The sequence below is a fragment of the Leucobacter sp. UCD-THU genome, from assembly GCF_000349545.1.
GTDB classification, from domain to species: domain Bacteria; phylum Actinomycetota; class Actinomycetes; order Actinomycetales; family Microbacteriaceae; genus Leucobacter; species Leucobacter muris.
The window spans coordinates 241335-258975 of record NZ_KB714599.1 but is presented as its reverse complement, the minus strand read 5'-3'; the positions used below and the strand labels follow the sequence as shown (position 1 = coordinate 258975).

At 71.0% G+C, this 17641-nt stretch carries 15 protein-coding genes and 1 pseudogene; 9 read left to right on the top strand and 7 right to left on the bottom strand.

Going from position 1 to position 17641, the window contains the following annotated elements; genetic code table 11:
* Window positions 1–14 precede the first annotated feature (14 nt).
* A pseudogene (locus H490_RS18750) lies at window positions 15–2530 on the bottom strand (ATP-dependent Clp protease ATP-binding subunit).
* 214 nt (window positions 2531–2744) lie between these two features.
* Here H490_RS18750 and H490_RS18745 point away from each other — a divergent pair.
* The 9 genes from H490_RS18745 to H490_RS18705 all read left to right on the top strand — a co-directional run bounded on the left by H490_RS18745 (window position 2745) and on the right by H490_RS18705 (window position 10879).
* The gene (locus H490_RS18745) at window positions 2745–3359 is read left to right on the top strand and encodes a DUF2975 domain-containing protein (RefSeq protein ID WP_017882941.1); all 615 of its coding nucleotides are present in this window, start codon (window positions 2745–2747) and stop codon (window positions 3357–3359) included.
* The gene (locus H490_RS18740) at window positions 3356–3598 is read left to right on the top strand and encodes a helix-turn-helix domain-containing protein (RefSeq protein WP_017882940.1); all 243 of its coding nucleotides are present in this window, start codon (window positions 3356–3358) and stop codon (window positions 3596–3598) included. Before H490_RS18745 ends, H490_RS18740 begins: the two co-directional genes overlap by 4 nt.
* Window positions 3599–3686: 88 nt before the next feature.
* Complete coding sequence (locus H490_RS18735; RefSeq protein WP_031289608.1) at window positions 3687–4550, top strand: MurR/RpiR family transcriptional regulator; 864 nt, start codon at window positions 3687–3689, stop codon at window positions 4548–4550.
* A 165-nt stretch (window positions 4551–4715) separates the two neighbouring features.
* Complete coding sequence (locus H490_RS18730; RefSeq protein ID WP_017882938.1) at window positions 4716–5483, top strand: tyrosine-protein phosphatase; 768 nt, start codon at window positions 4716–4718, stop codon at window positions 5481–5483.
* Window positions 5480–6304: a metallophosphoesterase gene (locus tag H490_RS18725; protein ID WP_017882937.1), complete on the top strand. Its 825-nt coding sequence runs from the start codon at window positions 5480–5482 to the stop codon at window positions 6302–6304. Before H490_RS18730 ends, H490_RS18725 begins: the two co-directional genes overlap by 4 nt.
* Window positions 6294–7319 (top strand): ABC transporter substrate-binding protein, encoded by a 1026-nt coding sequence (locus H490_RS18720; RefSeq protein WP_017882936.1) that lies wholly within the window; start codon window positions 6294–6296, stop codon window positions 7317–7319. Before H490_RS18725 ends, H490_RS18720 begins: the two co-directional genes overlap by 11 nt.
* A complete protein-coding gene (locus H490_RS18715) occupies window positions 7303–8979 on the top strand; it encodes an ABC transporter permease (RefSeq protein ID WP_017882935.1) in 1677 nt (558 codons plus the stop codon). The genes H490_RS18720 and H490_RS18715 overlap by 17 nt, the downstream gene beginning before the upstream one ends.
* An 8-nt stretch (window positions 8980–8987) precedes the next feature.
* Window positions 8988–10232: an ABC transporter ATP-binding protein gene (locus H490_RS18710; protein ID WP_017882934.1), complete on the top strand. Its 1245-nt coding sequence runs from the start codon at window positions 8988–8990 to the stop codon at window positions 10230–10232.
* Entirely contained in the window at window positions 10229–10879 is a 651-nt protein-coding gene (locus H490_RS18705) for a histidine phosphatase family protein (RefSeq protein WP_017882933.1), read from the top strand. The genes H490_RS18710 and H490_RS18705 overlap by 4 nt, the downstream gene beginning before the upstream one ends.
* Here H490_RS18705 and H490_RS18700 read toward each other — a convergent pair.
* From H490_RS18700 to lysS, 6 genes are all read right to left on the bottom strand, one after another.
* Window positions 10860–12080 (bottom strand): serine hydrolase domain-containing protein, encoded by a 1221-nt coding sequence (locus tag H490_RS18700; protein WP_017882932.1) that lies wholly within the window; start codon window positions 12078–12080, stop codon window positions 10860–10862. The genes H490_RS18705 and H490_RS18700 overlap by 20 nt on opposite strands.
* Before the next feature lie 21 nt (window positions 12081–12101).
* On the bottom strand, window positions 12102–13271 hold the full coding sequence (locus H490_RS18695) for an ATP-grasp domain-containing protein (RefSeq protein WP_051066125.1): 1170 nt from the start codon (window positions 13269–13271) through the stop codon (window positions 12102–12104).
* Window positions 13237–13881, bottom strand: a complete 645-nt coding sequence (locus tag H490_RS32600) for a hypothetical protein (protein ID WP_051066124.1) — start codon at window positions 13879–13881, stop codon at window positions 13237–13239. Before H490_RS32600 ends, H490_RS18695 begins: the two co-directional genes overlap by 35 nt.
* Window positions 13882–14093: 212 nt before the next feature.
* Complete coding sequence (gene cls / locus H490_RS18690; RefSeq protein ID WP_017882931.1) at window positions 14094–15575, bottom strand: cardiolipin synthase; 1482 nt, start codon at window positions 15573–15575, stop codon at window positions 14094–14096.
* Between the two features lie 91 nt (window positions 15576–15666).
* Entirely contained in the window at window positions 15667–15846 is a 180-nt protein-coding gene (locus tag H490_RS18685) for a hypothetical protein (RefSeq protein WP_017882930.1), read from the bottom strand.
* Between the two features lie 153 nt (window positions 15847–15999).
* Entirely contained in the window at window positions 16000–17538 is a 1539-nt protein-coding gene (gene lysS / locus H490_RS18680; protein WP_017882929.1) for a lysine--tRNA ligase, read from the bottom strand.
* Window positions 17539–17641 lie beyond the last annotated feature (103 nt).

Below are 17641 nucleotides of genomic sequence, written 5' to 3'. Positions count from 1 at the left end.
GTGCGACGAGAGGCCTACTCGGCGGTGCCGGGCGTCGCGGCTGTCGAGGCCACCGCCGCGGCCGACGACGCCGAGGCGTCTCCGTGGGCCTTCTCCGAGTTGCGGTCGGTCTCGAACGTGAACTCGCCGTCTTCGAAGCCGACCTTCACGAGGTCGCCGGCCAGCAGCTCCGCGCCGAGGATGCGCTCGGAGAGGCGATCCTCGATCTCTCGCTGCATCGCGCGGCGCAGCGGCCGCGCGCCGAGTGTCGGGTCGTAGCCGATCTCGGCGAGGCGCTCGCGGGCCGCCGGGGCGACCTCGATGTGCATGTCGCGGTCGAGCAGGCGATCCTTCAGCTGCTTCACGAAGAGGTCGACGATCTGCAGCAGCTCGGCCTTGGTGAGCTGCGGGAACACGATCGTGTCGTCGACGCGGTTCAGGAACTCGGGCTTGAAGTGCTTCTTCAGCTCCTCGTTGACCTTGCCCTTCATCATGTCGTAGCCGACCGACGTGTCGCCCTCGATCTGGAAGCCGACCGGGCCGCCCGCGATCGCGCTCGACCCCAGGTTGGTCGTCATGATGATGACCGTGTTCTTGAAGTCGATGACGCGGCCCTGGCCGTCGGTGAGGCGACCCTCCTCGAGGATCTGCAGCAGCGAGTTGAAGATGTCGGGGTGGGCCTTCTCGATCTCGTCGAAGAGCACGACCGAGAACGGCCGGCGGCGCACCTTCTCGGTGAGCTGGCCGCCCTCCTCGAAGCCGACGAAGCCGGGAGGAGCGCCGAACAGGCGCGACACCGTGTGCTTCTCTCCGTACTCCGACATGTCGAGCGAGATCAGCGCGTCCTCGTCGTCGAACAGGAACTCGGCGAGCGCCTTGGCGAGCTCGGTCTTGCCGACGCCGGTGGGGCCGGCGAAGATGAACGAGCCCGAGGGGCGCTTCGGATCCTTGAGACCCGCGCGCTGGCGGCGGATCGTCTTCGCGAGCGCCGATATGGCCTCGTTCTGACCGATGACGCGCTGGTGCAGGGCTTCCTCCATGAAGCGCAGCCGGGAGGTCTCCTCCTCGGTGAGCTTGAACACGGGGATGCCGGTGGCCTGCGCGAGCACCTCGGCGATCAGGCCCTCGTCGACCTCGGCCTGGGTGGCCACGTCACCCGAGCGCCACTGCTTCTCGAGCCGCAGCCGCTCGGCGATGAGCTTCTTCTCCTCGTCGCGCTTGTTCGCGGCGGCCTCGAAGTCCTGGGCCTCGATCGCCTGCTCCTTGTCGGCGCGCACGACCGCGATCTTCTCGTCGAACTCGCGCAGCTCCGGCGGGCTCGACAGGATCGAGAGGCGCAGTTTTCGAACGACTTTTCGCGCCGCCCCANCTTTTCGGCGCGATTTTGCACGTAGCGGTCGGCGAGGTTCACCGCGGCGACGATCGCGCCGTCGGTGATCGACACCTTGTGGTGCGCCTCGTAGCGGTCGCGCAGGCCCTTCAGGATGTTGATCGAGTGCGGCAGCGAGGGCTCGTTCACCATGATCGACTGGAAGCGGCGCTCGAGCGCCGCGTCCTTCTCGAAGTGCTTGCGGAACTCGTCGAGCGTGGTCGCGCCGACCGTCTGCAGCTCGCCGCGGGCCAGCATCGGCTTGAGGATGTTGGCCGCGTCGATCGCGCCTTCGGCGGCGCCGGCGCCCACGAGGGTGTGGATCTCGTCGATGAAGATGATGATGTCGCCGCGGTTGCGGATCTCCTTGGTGACCTTCTTCAGGCGCTCCTCGAAGTCGCCGCGGTACCGGCTGCCCGCGATCATCGACCCCAGGTCGAGCATGTAGACCTGCTTGTCCTTCAGCGTCTCGGGCACCTCGCCCTTGACGATCGCCTGCGCGAGGCCCTCGACGACGGCGGTCTTGCCGACGCCGGGCTCGCCGATCAGCACGGGGTTGTTCTTCGAGCGGCGCGAGAGGATCTGCATGACCCGCTCGACCTCCTTCTCGCGGCCGATCACCGGATCGAGCTTGCCCTCGCGGGCGGCCTGGGTGAGGTTGCGGCCGAACTGGTCGAGCACCTGCGAACCCTTGGCGTCGCTCTGCTGCTCGGGTGCGCCCACGGTCGCGCTCTCCTTGCCGGCCTGGTAGCCGGAGAGCAGCTGGATCACGGTCTGGCGCACGCGGTTGAGATCGGCGCCGAGCTTCACGAGCACCTGGGCGGCGACGCCCTCGCCCTCGCGGATGAGGCCGAGCAGGATGTGCTCCGTGCCGATGTAGTTGTGGCCGAGCTGCAGCGCCTCGCGCAGGCTCAGCTCGAGCACCTTCTTGGCCCGCGGCGTGAAGGGGATGTGCCCCTGCGGCGGCTGCTGGCCGGTGCCGATGATGTCGGTCACCTGCGCGCGCACGGCGTCGAGCGAGATCTCGAGCTGCTCGAGCGCTTTGGCTGCGACACCCTCGCCCTCGTGGATGAGACCGAGCAGGATGTGCTCCGTGCCGATGTAGTTGTGGTTGAGCATCTTCGCCTCTTCCTGGGCGAGCACAACCACCCGGCGGGCGCGATCGGTGAATCTCTCGAACATCAATAACCTCCTGGGCTCGGGGTCGCGTCGTCGGTGCGCTCCCGGCCGATGCATCCAGGCTACGCGGTGATGAGGGTCTGCGGTGCCCTGTTCGATCTGGGCGTAATAGGCCGCGGCCGGGTCCCGCCCAGGGGCGCATCGGCTTGACAGATCGAGCGCCACCGCGCAAACTTATCGACAAGCGATAATATCGACTATCGATAAAGGAGAGATCATGTCCGCCCCCGCACCCGCCCCCGGCCCATCCCGCGGCGACCGCGCAGGCCTCTGGGCCTTCGTCGGCGCCGGCGCCGCGATCACCGTCGCCACCGCGGTGTTCGCCATCATGCGGATCGTCGAGCTGCTGGGCCCGGATCCCGCCCCGGTCGAGGTGCGCTTCGCGGGTCTGCCGATCGAGGTGCCGGCCGGTTCCGGCGCGCTTCCCGCCGAGCTCGAGGCGGCCACGATCCGCGTCACCGACATGCCCGTCGCGTCGCTCGCGGCAGGCGTCGCCGCGCCGGTCATCACCGCGCTCGTCACGGCCGCCGTCTCCGCCTGCCTGATCGCGCTGGCGATCTCGGTGCTGCGCGGCACCATCTTCAGCAGGCGCAACACGAGACTCGTCAGCGTCGCCGGGATCGTCGGCCTGGTCGGCTACGCGGCCTCCGAGCTCTGCCGCACGATGCTCGCGAACGGCGCCCTGGCCTGGGCCACCGACCGGCAGGTCGACAACATCGTGTTCGGCGTCGCTCCGGCCCCCTACATTCTGGCAGCGTTCGTGATCGCGCTCGTGAGCACGGTCTTCGTGGTGGGCGAGCGTCTGCAGCGCGAGACCGAGGGGCTCGTATGAGCCCCGCCGAAGCCGGCGAGACGCACGCGATCCACTGCCGGCTCGACGAACTCCTGGCCGCGCGGGGCATGACCCTCACCGAGCTCAGCGAGCGGGTGGGGGTCAGCCTCGTCAACCTCTCGGTGCTCAAGAACGATCGGGCTCGCGCGATCCGCTTCTCGACCCTCACCGCCATCTGCCGCGCGCTCGACTGCGAGGTCGGCGAGCTGCTCGTGATCGGCGGAACCGCACGGGCCTGAGCCCCGCCCCGTCCGGCCCGCGGGCGGGGCGGGATCCCGGCCGGCCGCGCTTCACCCGGCCGACACCTGGGTGCACTACCCTGTGCGCATGTCGTCGCACCCCGGACCGCCCGCCGTCGAGATCGGCGCGAGCTCGACGCTCGCGCGCATCAGGGCCTACGCCCCCTCGCTCGGGCCGAGCGAGGGAGCGGTCGCGAGGGCCGTGCTCGACCGCGCGTCCGAGGTGCCGCAGTGGTCGACGCAGCAGCTCGCGGCGGCCTCCGGCACGTCGGCGGCGACCGTGATCCGCGCCTGCCAGCGGCTCGGGTTCACGGGGTTCCAGCATCTGCGGCTCGAGTTGGCGCGCGAGGGCGCCCCCGCCGACGCGGCCGCGGGCGACGGCGTGAGCCGCGTGTTCGAGAGCGCCCGCGAGGCCCTGCTGCTCGGCCGGGACGCGGTCGACCGGGGGGCGCTCGCCGCGGCCGCGGCCCTCGTCGCCGCAGCGGGGCGCGTGTTCTTCACCGCCAACGGCTTCTCGGCGCCGCCGCTGCAGGACGCGGCCATGCGCTTCGCGACCATCGGCCGAGCGGTCGAGGCGCCGATCGACATCCTCGCCCAGCAGTTCGCGGCGCACACCCTGGGCCCGGGCGACGTCTGCCTGGCGCTCAGTCACTCCGGTGCGAACGCCCACACGCTCGCGACCTGCCGAGCGGCGAAGCAGCGCGGCGCGACCGTGATCGCGCTGTGCAGCTACACCCGCGCCCCGATCCCCGAGCTCGCCGACGCGGTGGTCTCGACGGGAGCGGTGGGGCCCCAGCACTCCGTCGACCCCTTCTTCGTGCGCCTCAACCACTCCGTACTGCTGCACGCGCTGCTCACGGCGGTCGCCGACCGCCTCGACGGCGCGGCGGCCACCGACTCGCAGGCGATGCGTTCGGTCGTCGCCCGCGCCCTCGCCGACGCGGGCGAGTAGCCGCCGGGCCCGCCCCGCCGCCGCTCACCCGCTTCGCCGACTCTTCGCGCGGGGTTCCCCCGCCGTTCATCCTCCGGCCACCCGACGCCTCGATAGTGGTGATGTAACGCGTTCCAGAGATTCTGGAACGAGGCGGAACACCCGCCGCATCACCCGAGGAGCCCCGTGTTCGAATTCCCGCTCGACGGCAGCTATAACGCTCGCGGCATCGGCGACGAGGCCGCCCCCTGGCTCGTGCGATCCGCCGCTCTCGACGAGCTCTCGACCGAAGGCGAACGCGCGCTGCGCGAGCGGGGCGTCGACCTCGTGATCGATCTGCGCGAGGCCTCGGAGCATCGCACCCGCCGACACTCCCTCGCCGTGCGCTCGCTCCCCCTCTACGGCGAGCGCCCCCCGGCGAGCGGCACCCTCGAAACGATCTACCGAGGCCTGATCCGCGACCGCGCGCCGCAGCTCACCGCCGCGGTGATCGCGATCGCCGAGCACCCCGGCACCGCGATCGTGCACTGCACTGCGGGCAAGGATCGCACCGGCCTCGTCGTCGCACTCGCCAGGCTCGCGGCCGGCGAACCGCGCGACGACGTGATCGACGACTACAGCCGATCCGGGATCTCGGTGCGCCCCGCCCGCCGGGCGCTCGTCGCCGAACAGCTCGACGCGCTCGGTCTCGCGGCCGGAGCCCGCGCCGACGCCGAGCGGCTGCACCTCGACAGCCCCGCCGAAGCCCTCGCGGCCGCCCTCGACGTCGTCGAACGGCAGGGCGGCGCGAGCGCCTACCTGGTGCGCCACGGCGCCCGCTTCGAGCACCTCACCGCGCTGGGGCGTCGGGCGTCGGAGGCAGCGGCGGCCAGGGCCATCCCCACCGCCTCGGCGCTCCCCACCGCCTCGGCGCTCCCGGCGCGGTTCGCGACCGATCCGGAGCCCGCGCGATGAGCTCGGCGACCGGGCGCTTCACCGTGCTGCACGTCAGCGACGTGCACGCCACCGAGGAGGGGCTGCTCTACGGCACCGTCGACGGCGTCGGCCGGCTCGAGCGCGTGGGCGAGTACGCGCGCTCGGTGGGCATGACGCCCGAAGCCGTCGTCGTCACCGGCGATCTCGTGCAGCGCGGCCACCCCGGCGCGTACGGGTCGGTGTCCCGGGCCTGCGCCCGACTGGCCGAGATCGTGGGCGCCCCCATCTTCACCGTGCTCGGCAACCACGACGACCCGGTCGCCGCCGCCGTGCTCCCCGGTCACGGCGAACGCCACTACGGCGTCGAGCACGTCGAGGGCTACCGCATCGTGCGCCTCGACTCGAGCACGGGCTCGCTCGGCCCGGCACAGCTGGCCTGGCTCGCCGACGCCCTGTGCGAGCCGCACGAAGCCGGAAGCATCATCGCGCTGCACCACGCTCCCGTCGAGTCGCCGCTCCCCTCGCTCAGCAAGCAGGGCCTCGCAGACGCGCCCGAGCTGCTGAGCGTGCTCGAGGGATCCGACACCCGCGCGATCCTCGCCGGCCACTTCCACCACTCGCTCGCCGCCTCGCTCGGCGGCATCCCCGTGTTCGTCGGCCCCTCGCTCGCCTACCACCAGGTGATGGACGCCGGGCCGGACACCGTCGCGGGCCACGACGCCCCCATGTTCTCGCTCGTGCAGTTCACAGCCCACGGCGTGAGCGCCGCGGCGATCGGCCTCCAGTCGCCGCAACCCATCTTCTCCCGACCACTCACCCACCGCTCAGCACCCCCAGAGAAAGCAGATCATGTCTCGTAACCGTTCCCTCGGCGCCGTCGCGGCGCTCTCCCTCTCGGCACTCGCGCTCACCGCATGCTCGACGCCGGCCGCCGACGCCTCCCCCGACGCCGCCGAGACGGAGGCCGCGAGCCTCACCCTCTACACCTCCGAACCCCAGGAGAAGATCGACGAGCTCATCGCCGCCTTCACCGAGCAGCACCCCGAGATCGACGTCGAGGTGTTCCGCGCCGGCACCGGCGACCTCACGGCCCGCATCGCCGCGGAGGAGAAGGCCGGCGACATCGGCGCCGACCTGCTGCTCGCCGCCGACGCCCCCACCTTCGAGGACTACGCCGAGAGCGACCTGCTGCTCGAGTACGAGTCGCCCGAGGCCGCGAGCATCCAGCAGGATCTCATCGATCCCGAGCACTTCTACGTGGGCACGCGCCTGCTGCCGACCGTCATCGCGATCAACACGAACACGATCGCCGACGCGCCGACCTCGTGGAACGATCTCACCGACCCGGCCTACGCCGGCAAGATCGCCATGCCCAACCCCGACGTCTCGGGCGCGGCGGCCTACAACGCGGCCGTCTGGCTCGACGAGCCGAAGCTCGGCCTGAGCTGGCTCGAAGGCCTCGCCGCGAACCGCCCCCTGATCGCCGAGAGCAACGGCCCCGTGTCGCAGGCGGTCGCCGAGGGCAGCAGCCCCGTGGGCATCGTGGTCGACTCGCTCGTGCGCGACCTCGCCGCCGCGGGTTCGCCGATCGAGGCCGTCTACCCCGAGGAAGGCGTGCCATTCGTCTCGCAGCCCGTCGGGATCTTCGCCGACACCGAGCAGCCCGAGGCCGCGAAGCTGCTCGTCGACTTCCTGATCAGCAAGCAGGGCCAGGAGATCGCCGTCACCCAGTCCTACCTGCCGATCCGCGACGACGTGCAGAGCCCCGAGGGCGCGCCCGAGATCTCGGACATCGTGCTGCTGAACCCCGAGCTCGAGAAGATCCGCGCCACCCAGGCCGCCGCGGTCGAGACCTTCAATGGCCTCTTCCAGTAGCCTGCTCGCCCCCGCGGGACCGGCCGTCGCCGGTCGGCCCCGCGGGGGCACCGCGCGCCTCGACGGCCTCGGCGCCGTTCGCGGCGCACTGTGGATCGCGGTCGGCGCCCTCGTGCTGCTGCCGATCGCGGCGATCGTGGCGCTCGCCGCGACGGGCGGCGGCTGGGCCCAGCTCGCCGACCCCGCCGTGCTCGACGCGGCGGTGAACTCGCTCGTCTCGGCAGCCCTGTCCGGGGCGCTCGCCGTGGTCGTGGGCACCGCCCTCGCCCTGCTGCTCGAGCGCACCGACCTGCCGGGTCGCCGGGCGCTGCGCCTGCTCGCCCTGAGCCCGCTGCTCATGCCGCCGTTCGTCGGCGCGATCGCGTGGCTGAGCCTGCTCGGACCGAGTTCGCCGGTCAACGCGTGGTGGTCGGCCCGCTTCGGCGCCCCGCTCTGGAACCTCTACGGCGGCGACGGCGTCGTCTTCCTGCTCGCGGTGCACGGCTACCCCGTCGCCATGATGATCGTCACCGCGGCGCTGCGGCGCGTGCCGGCCGACCTCGAGCAGGCGGCGCGGATCGCGGGCTCCTCCGCCGGGCGCGCGATGACGGCGATCACGCTGCCGCTGCTGCGCCCCGCCATGCTGTCGTCGTTCACGCTCATCGCCGTCTCGAACCTCGCCGACTTCGGCATCCCCTCGATCATCGGCCTGCCCGAGCGCTACGTCACCCTGTCGACCCTCGTCTACCGCTACCTCCAGTCGGGCACGGTCGACGACCCGCTCGCGGTGGTCGCCGCGATCGGCTTCGTGCTGCTGGTGATCGCACTGCTCGGCGTGGTGGTCGACCTGCTCCGCTCGCGCACGCGCGTCGAGCTCGACGGTCAGGCCGCGGCGCCGCATCGGCTGCCGCTCGGGCGGGCGCGCATCCCGGTGGGGATCGCCGCCTCAGCGCTCGTGCTCGCGATCACCGTGCTGCCCCTCGTCACCCTGACCGCCCAGTCCCTGCTGCCCGCTCCCGGTGTGCCGTTCACGCCCGAGAACATCACCCTCGCGAGCTTCGAACGCGCCCTGACGGCGTCGGGCACCCTCACGGGCATCGGCAACTCCGTGATGCTCGCCATCTCGGCGGCGGTCGTCTGCGGGCTGCTCGGGCTCGCGATCGGCACGCTCGTCACCCGCACGCGGGCCCGCGACAACGCCGGACTGCTGGGGCTCGCGCTGCTGCCGCAGGCGATCCCCGGCCTCGTCATCGCGGTCGCCTGGCTGGTGATCGCCCCGAGCATCGGGCTCTACAACACGCCGTGGATCATCCTCTGCGCCTACCTCACCTCGTTCCTCGCGCTGGTAGTGCAGTCGGTGAGCGCCCCGCTCGCCGCGACGCCCGGCACCGCCGAGGAGGCCGCGCGGGTCGCCGGCGCCTCGCGGCTGCGGGCGCTGTGGGACATCTCGTGCCGCATGGCGGTACCCGCCGCACTGTCGGGGGCGGTGCTCGTCGCGCTCACCGCGGTGCGCGAACTCACCCTCTCGGTGCTGCTGCTCTCACCCGGCTCGCAGACCCTCGGCGTGGTCATCTTCAACCTGCAGCAGGCCGGCGCCTACAACGCCTCGTCCGCCCTCTCGCTCATCGTCGCGCTCGTCGGCCTCGCCGGCCTCGGCCTCACGGCGCGCAGCTCACGTTAGGAATCCCCATGTCCTCGGTCTCCCTCACCTCGGTCAGCCTCGCCTACCCGGGCGGCCACCTCGGCCTCGCCGACGTCGACCTGCGGGTCGGCGACGGCGAGTTCGTCGCGCTGATCGGCCCCTCGGGATCGGGCAAGACGACGCTGCTGCGCACCGTCGCGGGCTTCGTGCGGCCCACCGCCGGCTCGGTGAGGATCGGCGACGCGGTCGTCGCCGACGCGGATCGCTGCGTGGAACCCGAGCGCCGCGGTCTCGGCATGGTGTTCCAGCAGCACGCGGTGTGGCCCCACTGGAGTGTGGGCCGCAACATCGAGTACCCGCTCAGGCGGTCAGGCGTCGCGCGCGCCGAGCGATCGCGACGCGTCTCGGAAGCGCTCGAACTCGTCGGACTCGCGGGCACCGAGCGCCGCAACCCGGCGACGCTCTCGGGCGGCCAGCGGCAGCGGGTGGCGATCGCCCGCGCCATCGTCGCTCGGCCGCGGGTGCTGCTGCTCGACGAGGCCCTCTCAGCGCTCGACGAGCCGCTGCGCGATCGGCTGCGGCTCGAGCTGCGACTGCTGACGCGGGAGCTGGGCCTCACCGTGCTGCACGTGACGCACGACCGCAGCGAGGCGTTGGCGCTCGCCGATCGCGTCGTGGTGCTCGACGGCGGGCGGGTGCAGCAGCAGGGCGCCCCCGCCGAGCTTCTGCGGCGCCCCGCATCGGCCTTCGTGGCGGGCTTCATCGCCGACGCGACCGTGATCGAGGGAGCCCTCGACTCGAGCGGGTTCCGGGCCCATCGGCCGGCGCTCCGCGTGGCCGCGGATCGCATCGAGCGAGGTCCCGGAACTGGTGCGGCGTCTGGCGCCGCGGCGGGCGCCGCTTCGCCCGACTGGGCCTCGCCCGCTCCCGGCTCCCCCGTCGAGCTGGCGGTGCTCCCCGAGCACGTGCGCGTCGTGCCCGATCCCGAGGGGCCCGCCGCAGTGGCCTCCTCGCTGTTCGGCAGGGACGGCGACGACCTCGTCGTCGACTGGAACGGACTGCGCCTGCGCAGCCGAGGACGCGGGATCCGCTGCGCGGCGGGCACGCGGGTGCGGGTCGAAATCGAGCGCGCGATCGCCTACCCCGCGGCGTCGACCGGTCGGCGGGCGGCGGGAGCGGAAGAACCGGATGCGCACGAGCCCGTCGCGGCCGCATCGCCGCAGTCCTCGGGGGCTCGACGGGGGTCGGAGGCAGCAGAGGCTCAGCCGGCACCGCCTATGGTGAGTGCATGATCTTCTCGACCGCGAACACGATCGCGCTGGTGCGCCACGGCGAGACCGACTGGAATCTCGAGCGCCGCATCCAGGGCCGCACCGAGGTGCCGCTCAACACCACGGGGCGCGCTCAGGCCGCGGCGACGGCCGCACGCCTCGCCGAGCTCGCGGCGGATGGGCCGTGGCGCGGCATGCTCAGCTCGCCGCTCGGCCGGGCCCTCGAGACCGCCGAGATCCTCGCGACGACGCTCGGGCTCGACTCGGCGCGCATCGAGGAGGCGCTCTGGGAACGCGACTTCGGCCCCGCCGAGGGCCTGCTCGTGAGCGACGCCCACGAACGCTGGCCCGGGCTCGAGATCCCCGGCGCCGAGCCGCTCGAGCAGCTCGCCGAGCGCTCCGCCGGAGCCATGCTCGGCATCCTCGACCGCGCCCCCGGCACCATCGTGGTCGCGCACGGCGCGCTGCTGCGCGCTGGGCTCGCGCAGCTCAGCGGCGCCGCGGTGCCCCGCATCCTGAACGGCGAGATCTGGCTGCTCAGCCGGGATCCCATCGGAGACGCGGCGGGCGACGACCTCGGGACCGGCGTGCGAGACGGGGCCGGCTCGGCAGCGCTGAGTGTGGCGCGGGCGCCGGAGACTGCTGCGGCTACGCTTCTCCGCGGTTGAGCGCCCACGAGGCGACCTCGAAGGCGCGCACCGTCCAGAACAGCTTCTCGGCATCCTGCGGCGTGGGCCAGCTCGACACCTTCACTCCGACCACGCCCGTCACCCGGTTCATGTAGATCATCTGACCGTGGATGCCGAGCGCCAGCATCACGTCGCCGCTCTCGCCGGGGAACCAGAAGCCGTTGCGGTACATGCCGCCGCGCATGTAGGTGGCGTCCTCGGAGCTCGCGAACGCCTCCCTCGAGTCGGGGCCGCCCGCGAAGGTGTCCTCGACCCACCACTCGGGCAGCACCGCCGCGCCGTCGAGCGCGTAGCCCTTGTTGACGTAGAGGTTGCCGAAGCGAGCGAGATCCCGCATCGCCGCCGAGACGCCGCCGTCGAACATGCCGCCGCCGACGCTGTCGATGCCGACGTGCGCGTCGAACTCGGCCCCCATCGGCTGCCACAGCCGCTCCGACATCACGTCGCCCGCGTGGCGGGCGGCCGCCCCCTGGATCACGAAGCCGAGGGCGTCGGTCTCGCACGACTTGTAGTCGAACACGCCGCCGTGCGGTCCCTCCTGCCCCAGCGTGGACAGGAAGCCGAGCAGCGAGTCCGGCACCTCGGGGTGCTTCTTCGGCGCCCAGCCGATGGCCTCCTCGAGCAGGCGCACCTCGGCGTCCTCGTTGAGGTACTCCTCCGAGAACCGCACCCCCGTGCGCATGTCGACGAGGTGCCGCACGAGGGCGCCCTCGTAGCCGGATCCCATGAGCTGCGGCACGTAGTCGGTGACCGGGGCGTCGAGGTTCAGCTCGCCGCTCGCCGCGAGCAGCCCCGCGGTGGTCGCGGTGAGCGACTTCGAGACCGACATCAGCAGGTGCATGCCCGCCGGCGCGAGGTTGCCGAGGTACTGCTCGCCCACGATCGCGCCGCGGTGGGTGACCATCCAGCCGTCGGTGTGGGTGGTGCCCATCACCTCCGTGAAGGTGGCGCTGCGGTCCTCCCACGGGTGCGGCACCGCGAGGGCGCCCAGATCTGCCGGGCGGAGCGCGAACTCGGTGGCTCGCGCCCCCCGGCTGATCGGATGCACGGGCAGGAACGACTGGATGTTCTGCATCGACCACTGCAGGTACGGAGCGAACTGCCACTGGTCGAGCGGCGGAACGACCTCGATGAACCCCGTCGTCGGTCCGTTCACACCGTATCCGGTCTCAGCATTCATCCCTTCAGTATCCCACGCGGCTCACTTGCCCTTGGCGGGAGCCGACTTCGGCGCGGGCTCGTCGCCGTCGATCACGGTCGTGCGGTACATGCCGCGGATCGCATCGATTAGATACTTGGCGTGCAGTGTGAGACCGCCGTGACTGGCCTCGAGATGCGCCTTCGTGACGAGGATGCCCAGGTCGGCGCCCTTCCATCGGTAGTCGCCCTCCTGATAGATGCGCAGGTAGAACGCGTCGGACTCGTTGCCCAGCAGGTGCCAGTCGTAGTCGTGGTGCGTGTAGACGAGGTTGCCGTAGTGGTCGAGCGAGTAGCGGCCGGTGCGGGGCGCCGCGTCGATGCGCTCCACCGTGCTGCTCGTGTGCTTGATCACCATGTGGCTCCACTCGTCCTCCGAGGCGAGCTCCTCCCAGCGCAGGTTGATCTCCTCGACGTCGATCTCGAAGTCGATCCCCGAGTACTCGAGCAGGTGGAAGGCGAACAGCGGCACGTCGGCGTACGCTCCGGCCGTCACGTTCGTGATCGCCGAGGCCCCGCTGATGCGGGGGTTGAGCTCACCGAGGTAGACGTCGCCGGTGTCGGTGTCGAGCAGCACGTCGACCTCGAAGAAGCCGCGGTACCCCTCTTTGCCGAGCCGGTCGCCGAGCTTGCGCACGAGCTCGATGGCGGCGTGACGGCTCGTGTCGTCGAGCACGGTGGGGAACATCTCGTTGCCGGCCCAGCCTCCGCGGTACGGCGTGAGGTCGGCGTGACCCGTGATCTCGGTCATGCACGGCCCCACCACCGTGCCCTGGCGGGTCAGCACGGCCTCGATCGCGATCGGGCGGTTGTTGATCCGCTTCATCACCTTGATCTCGACGTCGGTCACCTCGTCGGCCACGGCGGCGAACTCGGCCTCGCTCGTCACGAAGTACGTGGTCTTGCCCGAGTCGCCGTAGGCGGTCTGGATCACCAGATCCTGACCCAGCCCCGCCCGCTCCGAGACCTCGACCAGCTCGTCCCAGCCCTGCACCGTGGTGAGCACGTTCGGCACGCTCGGAACGCCGACCGAGTCGGCGATCTGCGTGGTCACGATCTTCGAGTCGAGCCGCTCGCGCAGCTCGTGGCTCGGCAGGATCAGCTCGTAATCGAGCTCCTCGCAGATGCGCTCGGTCTCCTCATCGAAGAACACCATGACGACCTGCGGGCGCACGCCCGGGGGGCGTGCGGCGCTCGATGTGGGCGCGCACCTCGTGGTTGCTCAGCAGCCAGTTGTTGATCTCCTCGCCGCTCTCGAACTCGACGTACGGCTTCTCGCTCGGGGTGAAGACCCGCGGGTGGTTGCCGTCCCAGCTGTCGTAGTAGGTGATGAACGAGAAGCCCCGCACCCAGCGGTCGAGCCCGAGCAGGTTGAAGGCCGTCGCCCCCACGAAGAACACCGGCGTGTCGCTCGTGCGCAGGTAGTGGCGAATCTCGGAGATGTTCTTGAGCTTCGTGAAGCCGCTGCGACCGATCGTGACCGGGCCCGTCACCGGCGCCTTGCGGGGACGCTTGCGCAGGGCGACAGGCTTCTTGACGGCGGCCGCGGGCTCGGCCGCGGGCAGGCTCGAGGCGGCCGCCTTCTCGACGGTGCGCGACTTCGCGGCCGGCTTGACGGCGGCCTTCACCTTCGCGGCGGAGGCCTTCGCCGCCGCCTTCGCAGCGGGCCGGGCCGTGGCAGTCTTCGCGGCCGCCTTCGCGGTCCGCGGCTTCGCGGCCCTCGGTTTCTTCACGGCGGCGACGGCCGCCTCGCCCGCGCCTTCGGCGCCTGCAGCGCTCGCCACGGGGGTGTTTTCGGGTAGGGGGGAAGCAGTCTGACGCGCCATTGCGTTTCCTTCCGTCGAATACGGTAGTGGCATGTTTGCACATGCGCGGCGGAATTCCAAAACGGGGGTCGGCGACGTCGCCGCGGCGCTCTCGCGCGATGCCCGCGCGCGCCTCGACGAAAGCGCGAAGCGGGAACCGCGCGCGCCGGCCCCGCCGACGAGCCCAGGCGCTACTGCAGCGCGGACGTGAGGCGGGCGAGACCGTCGAGCAGCTGCGACGGCAGCGACTGCTGCTGCCACTCCTCGAGGGTGAGCTCGCGAGCGTTCTCGCGGTAGTAGTCGTTCACGCCGTCGAGATCCCGAACGAAGGCCGCGCCGTGCACCACCATCGAGATCTCCATGTTGAGCCCGAACGACCGCTGATCCATGTTCGAGGAACCCACGACCGCCACATCGCCGTCGATGGTGAAGTGCTTCGAGTGGAGGATGTAGGGTGGCCTGAACATCCAGATGCGCACCCCGGCGCGCAGCAACTCCTCGTAGTAGGAGCGCTGCGCGTGGTATACCACGGCCTGATCGCCGATCTCGGAGACGAACAGCTCCACCTCGACGCCCCGCGCCGTGGCGGCGCGCAGCGCGTTCATGATCGAGCCGTCCGGCACGAAGTACGGGCTCGTGATGCTGATGCGGCGGTGCGCGGCGTAGAGCAGCGAGACGAACACCTGCAGGTTGTTCTCGGCGCCGTACCCCGGGCCGCTCGGCACGATCTGGCAGTCCAGATCCCCTGGCCGCTCGACCGAGAGCGGACCCTCCGCGATGTTCGTGAGGTACTCGCCGGTCTCGAGGTACCAGTCGCCCTGGAACACGGCCTCGAGCCCGAGCACGATCGGGCCCTCGACGCGCACCATCAGGTCCTTCCAGTGCAGACCCCGGCGCCGGTTCGCCGGCTTGTTGTAGCTGGAGTCGACGAGGTTCTGCGACCCCATGAACCCGACCCGGCCGTCCACCACCAGCAGCTTGCGGTGGTTGCGCAGATCCGGCCGCTGGTACTCGCCCCGCCAGGGGCGCACCGGCAGCATGTACACCCACTCCGCACCCATGTCGGTGAGGCTCTGCCGCGTGCGCTTCGCGCCGGGGTTCCGCACCGCCGAGATGTGGTCGAGCAGCACGCGCACCTTCACACCCCGCGCGATCGCCTCGCGCAGCGCCGCGAAGACGTCGTCCGTCGTGCTGTCGTGCACGAGGATGTAGAACTCCACGTGCACGTACTCGCGCGCCTCGCGGATCGCCGCGGCCATACGCGCGAGCGACTCCTCGTAGTCGATGCAGATCGAAGCGGTGTTGCCGAGCAGCATCGGCTGCGCGCCGAGGGATCGGCCGAGCTTGACGGCGTTGTCGACGCCGGGCGGCAGCTCCCGCTCAGGGGTGACGAGGCCGTTGTCCTCGCGACTCGAGATCTCGGCCACGAACTCGTTGACGGCCTCCTGCTTGCGCTCGCGCTTCTTCGGCAGCCGCTTGCTGCCGATGATGAGGAAGAGCAGCAGGCCGGGCACCGGCAGCAGGAAGATGGCGAGCAGCCACGCCATGCCCGCCGTCGGGCGGCGGTTGCGCGGCACCACGAACAGAGCGACGATCCTGATGACGATGTCGACGATCAGCGCCGTCAGGGTCCACAGGTAGAGCCAATTGAACCCGGACCAGCTCAGATCCATGCCCGCCTGCCTCCCCTGCGCTTCGCCGAGCGCGTCTCACGCCCGTGACCACTCTATCGATGGAAGGCGGCCGCGAGGCGGCGGGGCCGGGCTACGAATCGTCGCGCAGCGGCAGACCCGCCTTGGTGCGCTCCTCGTTCTCGATCTGCTGGTAGACGCGGCGCTCGGTGCGGTCGGCGCGCAGGATCAGACGCATCACGAGCCAGAAGAATGCCCCGATGAGCACGGTCGGGATCAGCGACCAGATCGCGTTCATCCACCAGTTGTCCATGCCCACCAGGGTACCGGTCCTCCCCCGGCTCTTCCTGGGACCGCTGTGCGCGAGAACGGGAGTCACGCCCGACCGATTCGTCTGCGACGAAGCAGCCGGCGGAGAGCTCCGCCGAAGCATCCGCCACTGCGGTGCGAACGAGGCGAACCGCCGCTACTTGACGAGCGGGAAGAGGATCGTCTCGCGGATCCCGAGCCCCGTCAGCGCCATCAGCAGACGGTCCATGCCCATGCCCATCCCCCCCGACGGCGGCATGCCGTGCTCGAGCGCGCGCAAGAACTCCTCGTCGACGCTCATGGCCTCATCGTCGCCGCGCGCCGCCTCGGCCGCCTGCTGCACGAAGCGCTCGCGCTGCACGACCGGGTCGACGAGCTCGGAGTAGCCGGTGGCCAGCTCGAATCCCCGCACGTAGAGATCCCACTTCTCGACCACACCCGGAATGGAGCGGTGGTGGCGCGTGAGCGGGCTCGTCTCGACCGGGAAATCCATCACGAAGGTGGGGCGGGCGAGCCCGTCCTTCACGAAGTGCTCCCACAGTTCCTCGACGAGCTTGCCGTGGTTCGGCAGCCGCACCTCGACGCCCTCGGCGTCGGCGATGGCCTGCAGCTCCGAAACCGGCGTCTCGGGCGTGATCTCGCGGCCCGCGGCCTGCGAGAGGGTGCCGTACATCGAGATGCGATCCCAGTCGCCGCCGAGATCGAAGAGTGTGCCGTCGGCCCAGCGCACCACGTGGGTGCCCTCGCGCTCGGTGCCCTCGTTCACCGCGAGCGCGGCGTTCTGGATGAGCTGCTGCGTCAGGTCGGCGATGCCGTTGTAGTCGGTGTAGGCCTGGTACGACTCGAGCATCGCGAACTCGGGGCTGTGCGTCGAGTCGGCGCCCTCGTTGCGGAAGTTGCGGTTGATCTCGAAGACCCGCTCGAGCCCGCCGACCACGGCCCGCTTCAGGTAGAGCTCGGGGGCGATACGCAGGAAGAGCTCGGTGTCGAAGGCGTTCGAGTGCGTGACGAACGGCCGCGCGGAGGCGCCGCCGTGCATGGTCTGCAGCATGGGGGTCTCGACCTCGATGAACCCGCGCTCGGCGAAGGTGCGGCGCAGGCTCGCCATCGTACGGGCCCGGGTGACGACGTTGATGCGGGCCTGCTCGCGCTGGATCAGGTCGAGGTAGCGCTGACGCACCCGCGACTCCTCGTTGAGCTCGGCGTACATGTTGGGCAGGGGTGCGAGCGCCTTCGCCGCGAGGCGCCACTCGCGCACCATGATCGAGAGCTCGCCGCGGCGGCTCGAGACGACCTCGCCGCTCACGAAGAGGTGATCGCCCAGGTCGACGAGTTCCTTGTAGGCCGCGAGCGACTCCTCGCCCACCTCGGCGAGACTCACCATCGCCTGGATGCGGGTGCCGTCGCCCGCCTGCAGCGACGCGAAGCAGAGCTTGCCCGTGTTGCGCTGGAAGACCACGCGGCCCGCGACGCCGACCGTCTCGCCCGAGGCGCTGTCGGGGGTCTGCTCGAGGCGGCCCCACTTCGCGCGCACCTCGGGGATGGTCGCCGTGACCGGCAGTTCGACGGGGTACGCGCCCCCGCCGAGGTCGGCGCCCTCGTTCAGCCTGTCCCGCTTCTCCAGGCGCACGCGCTTCTGTTCGAAGAGATCCTCTTCGGTCTCTGCGGGCGCATTGGCTGCGGGCTGGTCGCTCATTGGGGCGGATCCTCCGTGGTGTCGGCTCGAAGCGCGCCGAACACGGCTGTTCCCGGCGCACCGATCCATCCTACCCGCCAGCCCCGCACGCGCGGGGGCCGTG

Bases quoted from the DNA above. Each gene is read 5' to 3' on its own strand.
- H490_RS18745 (WP_017882941.1), top strand. From the start codon at position 2,745: ATGTCCGCCCCCGCACCCGCCCCCGGCCCATCCCGCGGCGACCGCGCA.
- H490_RS18740 (WP_017882940.1), top strand. From the start codon at position 3,356: ATGAGCCCCGCCGAAGCCGGCGAGACGCACGCGATCCACTGCCGGCTC.
- H490_RS18735 (WP_031289608.1), top strand. From the start codon at position 3,687: ATGTCGTCGCACCCCGGACCGCCCGCCGTCGAGATCGGCGCGAGCTCG.
- H490_RS18725 (WP_017882937.1), top strand. From the start codon at position 5,480: ATGAGCTCGGCGACCGGGCGCTTCACCGTGCTGCACGTCAGCGACGTG.
- H490_RS18720 (WP_017882936.1), top strand. From the start codon at position 6,294: ATGTCTCGTAACCGTTCCCTCGGCGCCGTCGCGGCGCTCTCCCTCTCG.
- H490_RS18715 (WP_017882935.1), top strand. From the start codon at position 7,303: ATGGCCTCTTCCAGTAGCCTGCTCGCCCCCGCGGGACCGGCCGTCGCC.
- H490_RS18710 (WP_017882934.1), top strand. From the start codon at position 8,988: ATGTCCTCGGTCTCCCTCACCTCGGTCAGCCTCGCCTACCCGGGCGGC.
- H490_RS18705 (WP_017882933.1), top strand. From the start codon at position 10,229: ATGATCTTCTCGACCGCGAACACGATCGCGCTGGTGCGCCACGGCGAG.
- H490_RS18700 (WP_017882932.1), bottom strand. From the start codon at position 12,080: ATGAATGCTGAGACCGGATACGGTGTGAACGGACCGACGACGGGGTTC.
- cls (WP_017882931.1), bottom strand. From the start codon at position 15,575: ATGGATCTGAGCTGGTCCGGGTTCAATTGGCTCTACCTGTGGACCCTG.
- H490_RS18685 (WP_017882930.1), bottom strand. From the start codon at position 15,846: ATGGACAACTGGTGGATGAACGCGATCTGGTCGCTGATCCCGACCGTG.
- lysS (WP_017882929.1), bottom strand. From the start codon at position 17,538: ATGAGCGACCAGCCCGCAGCCAATGCGCCCGCAGAGACCGAAGAGGAT.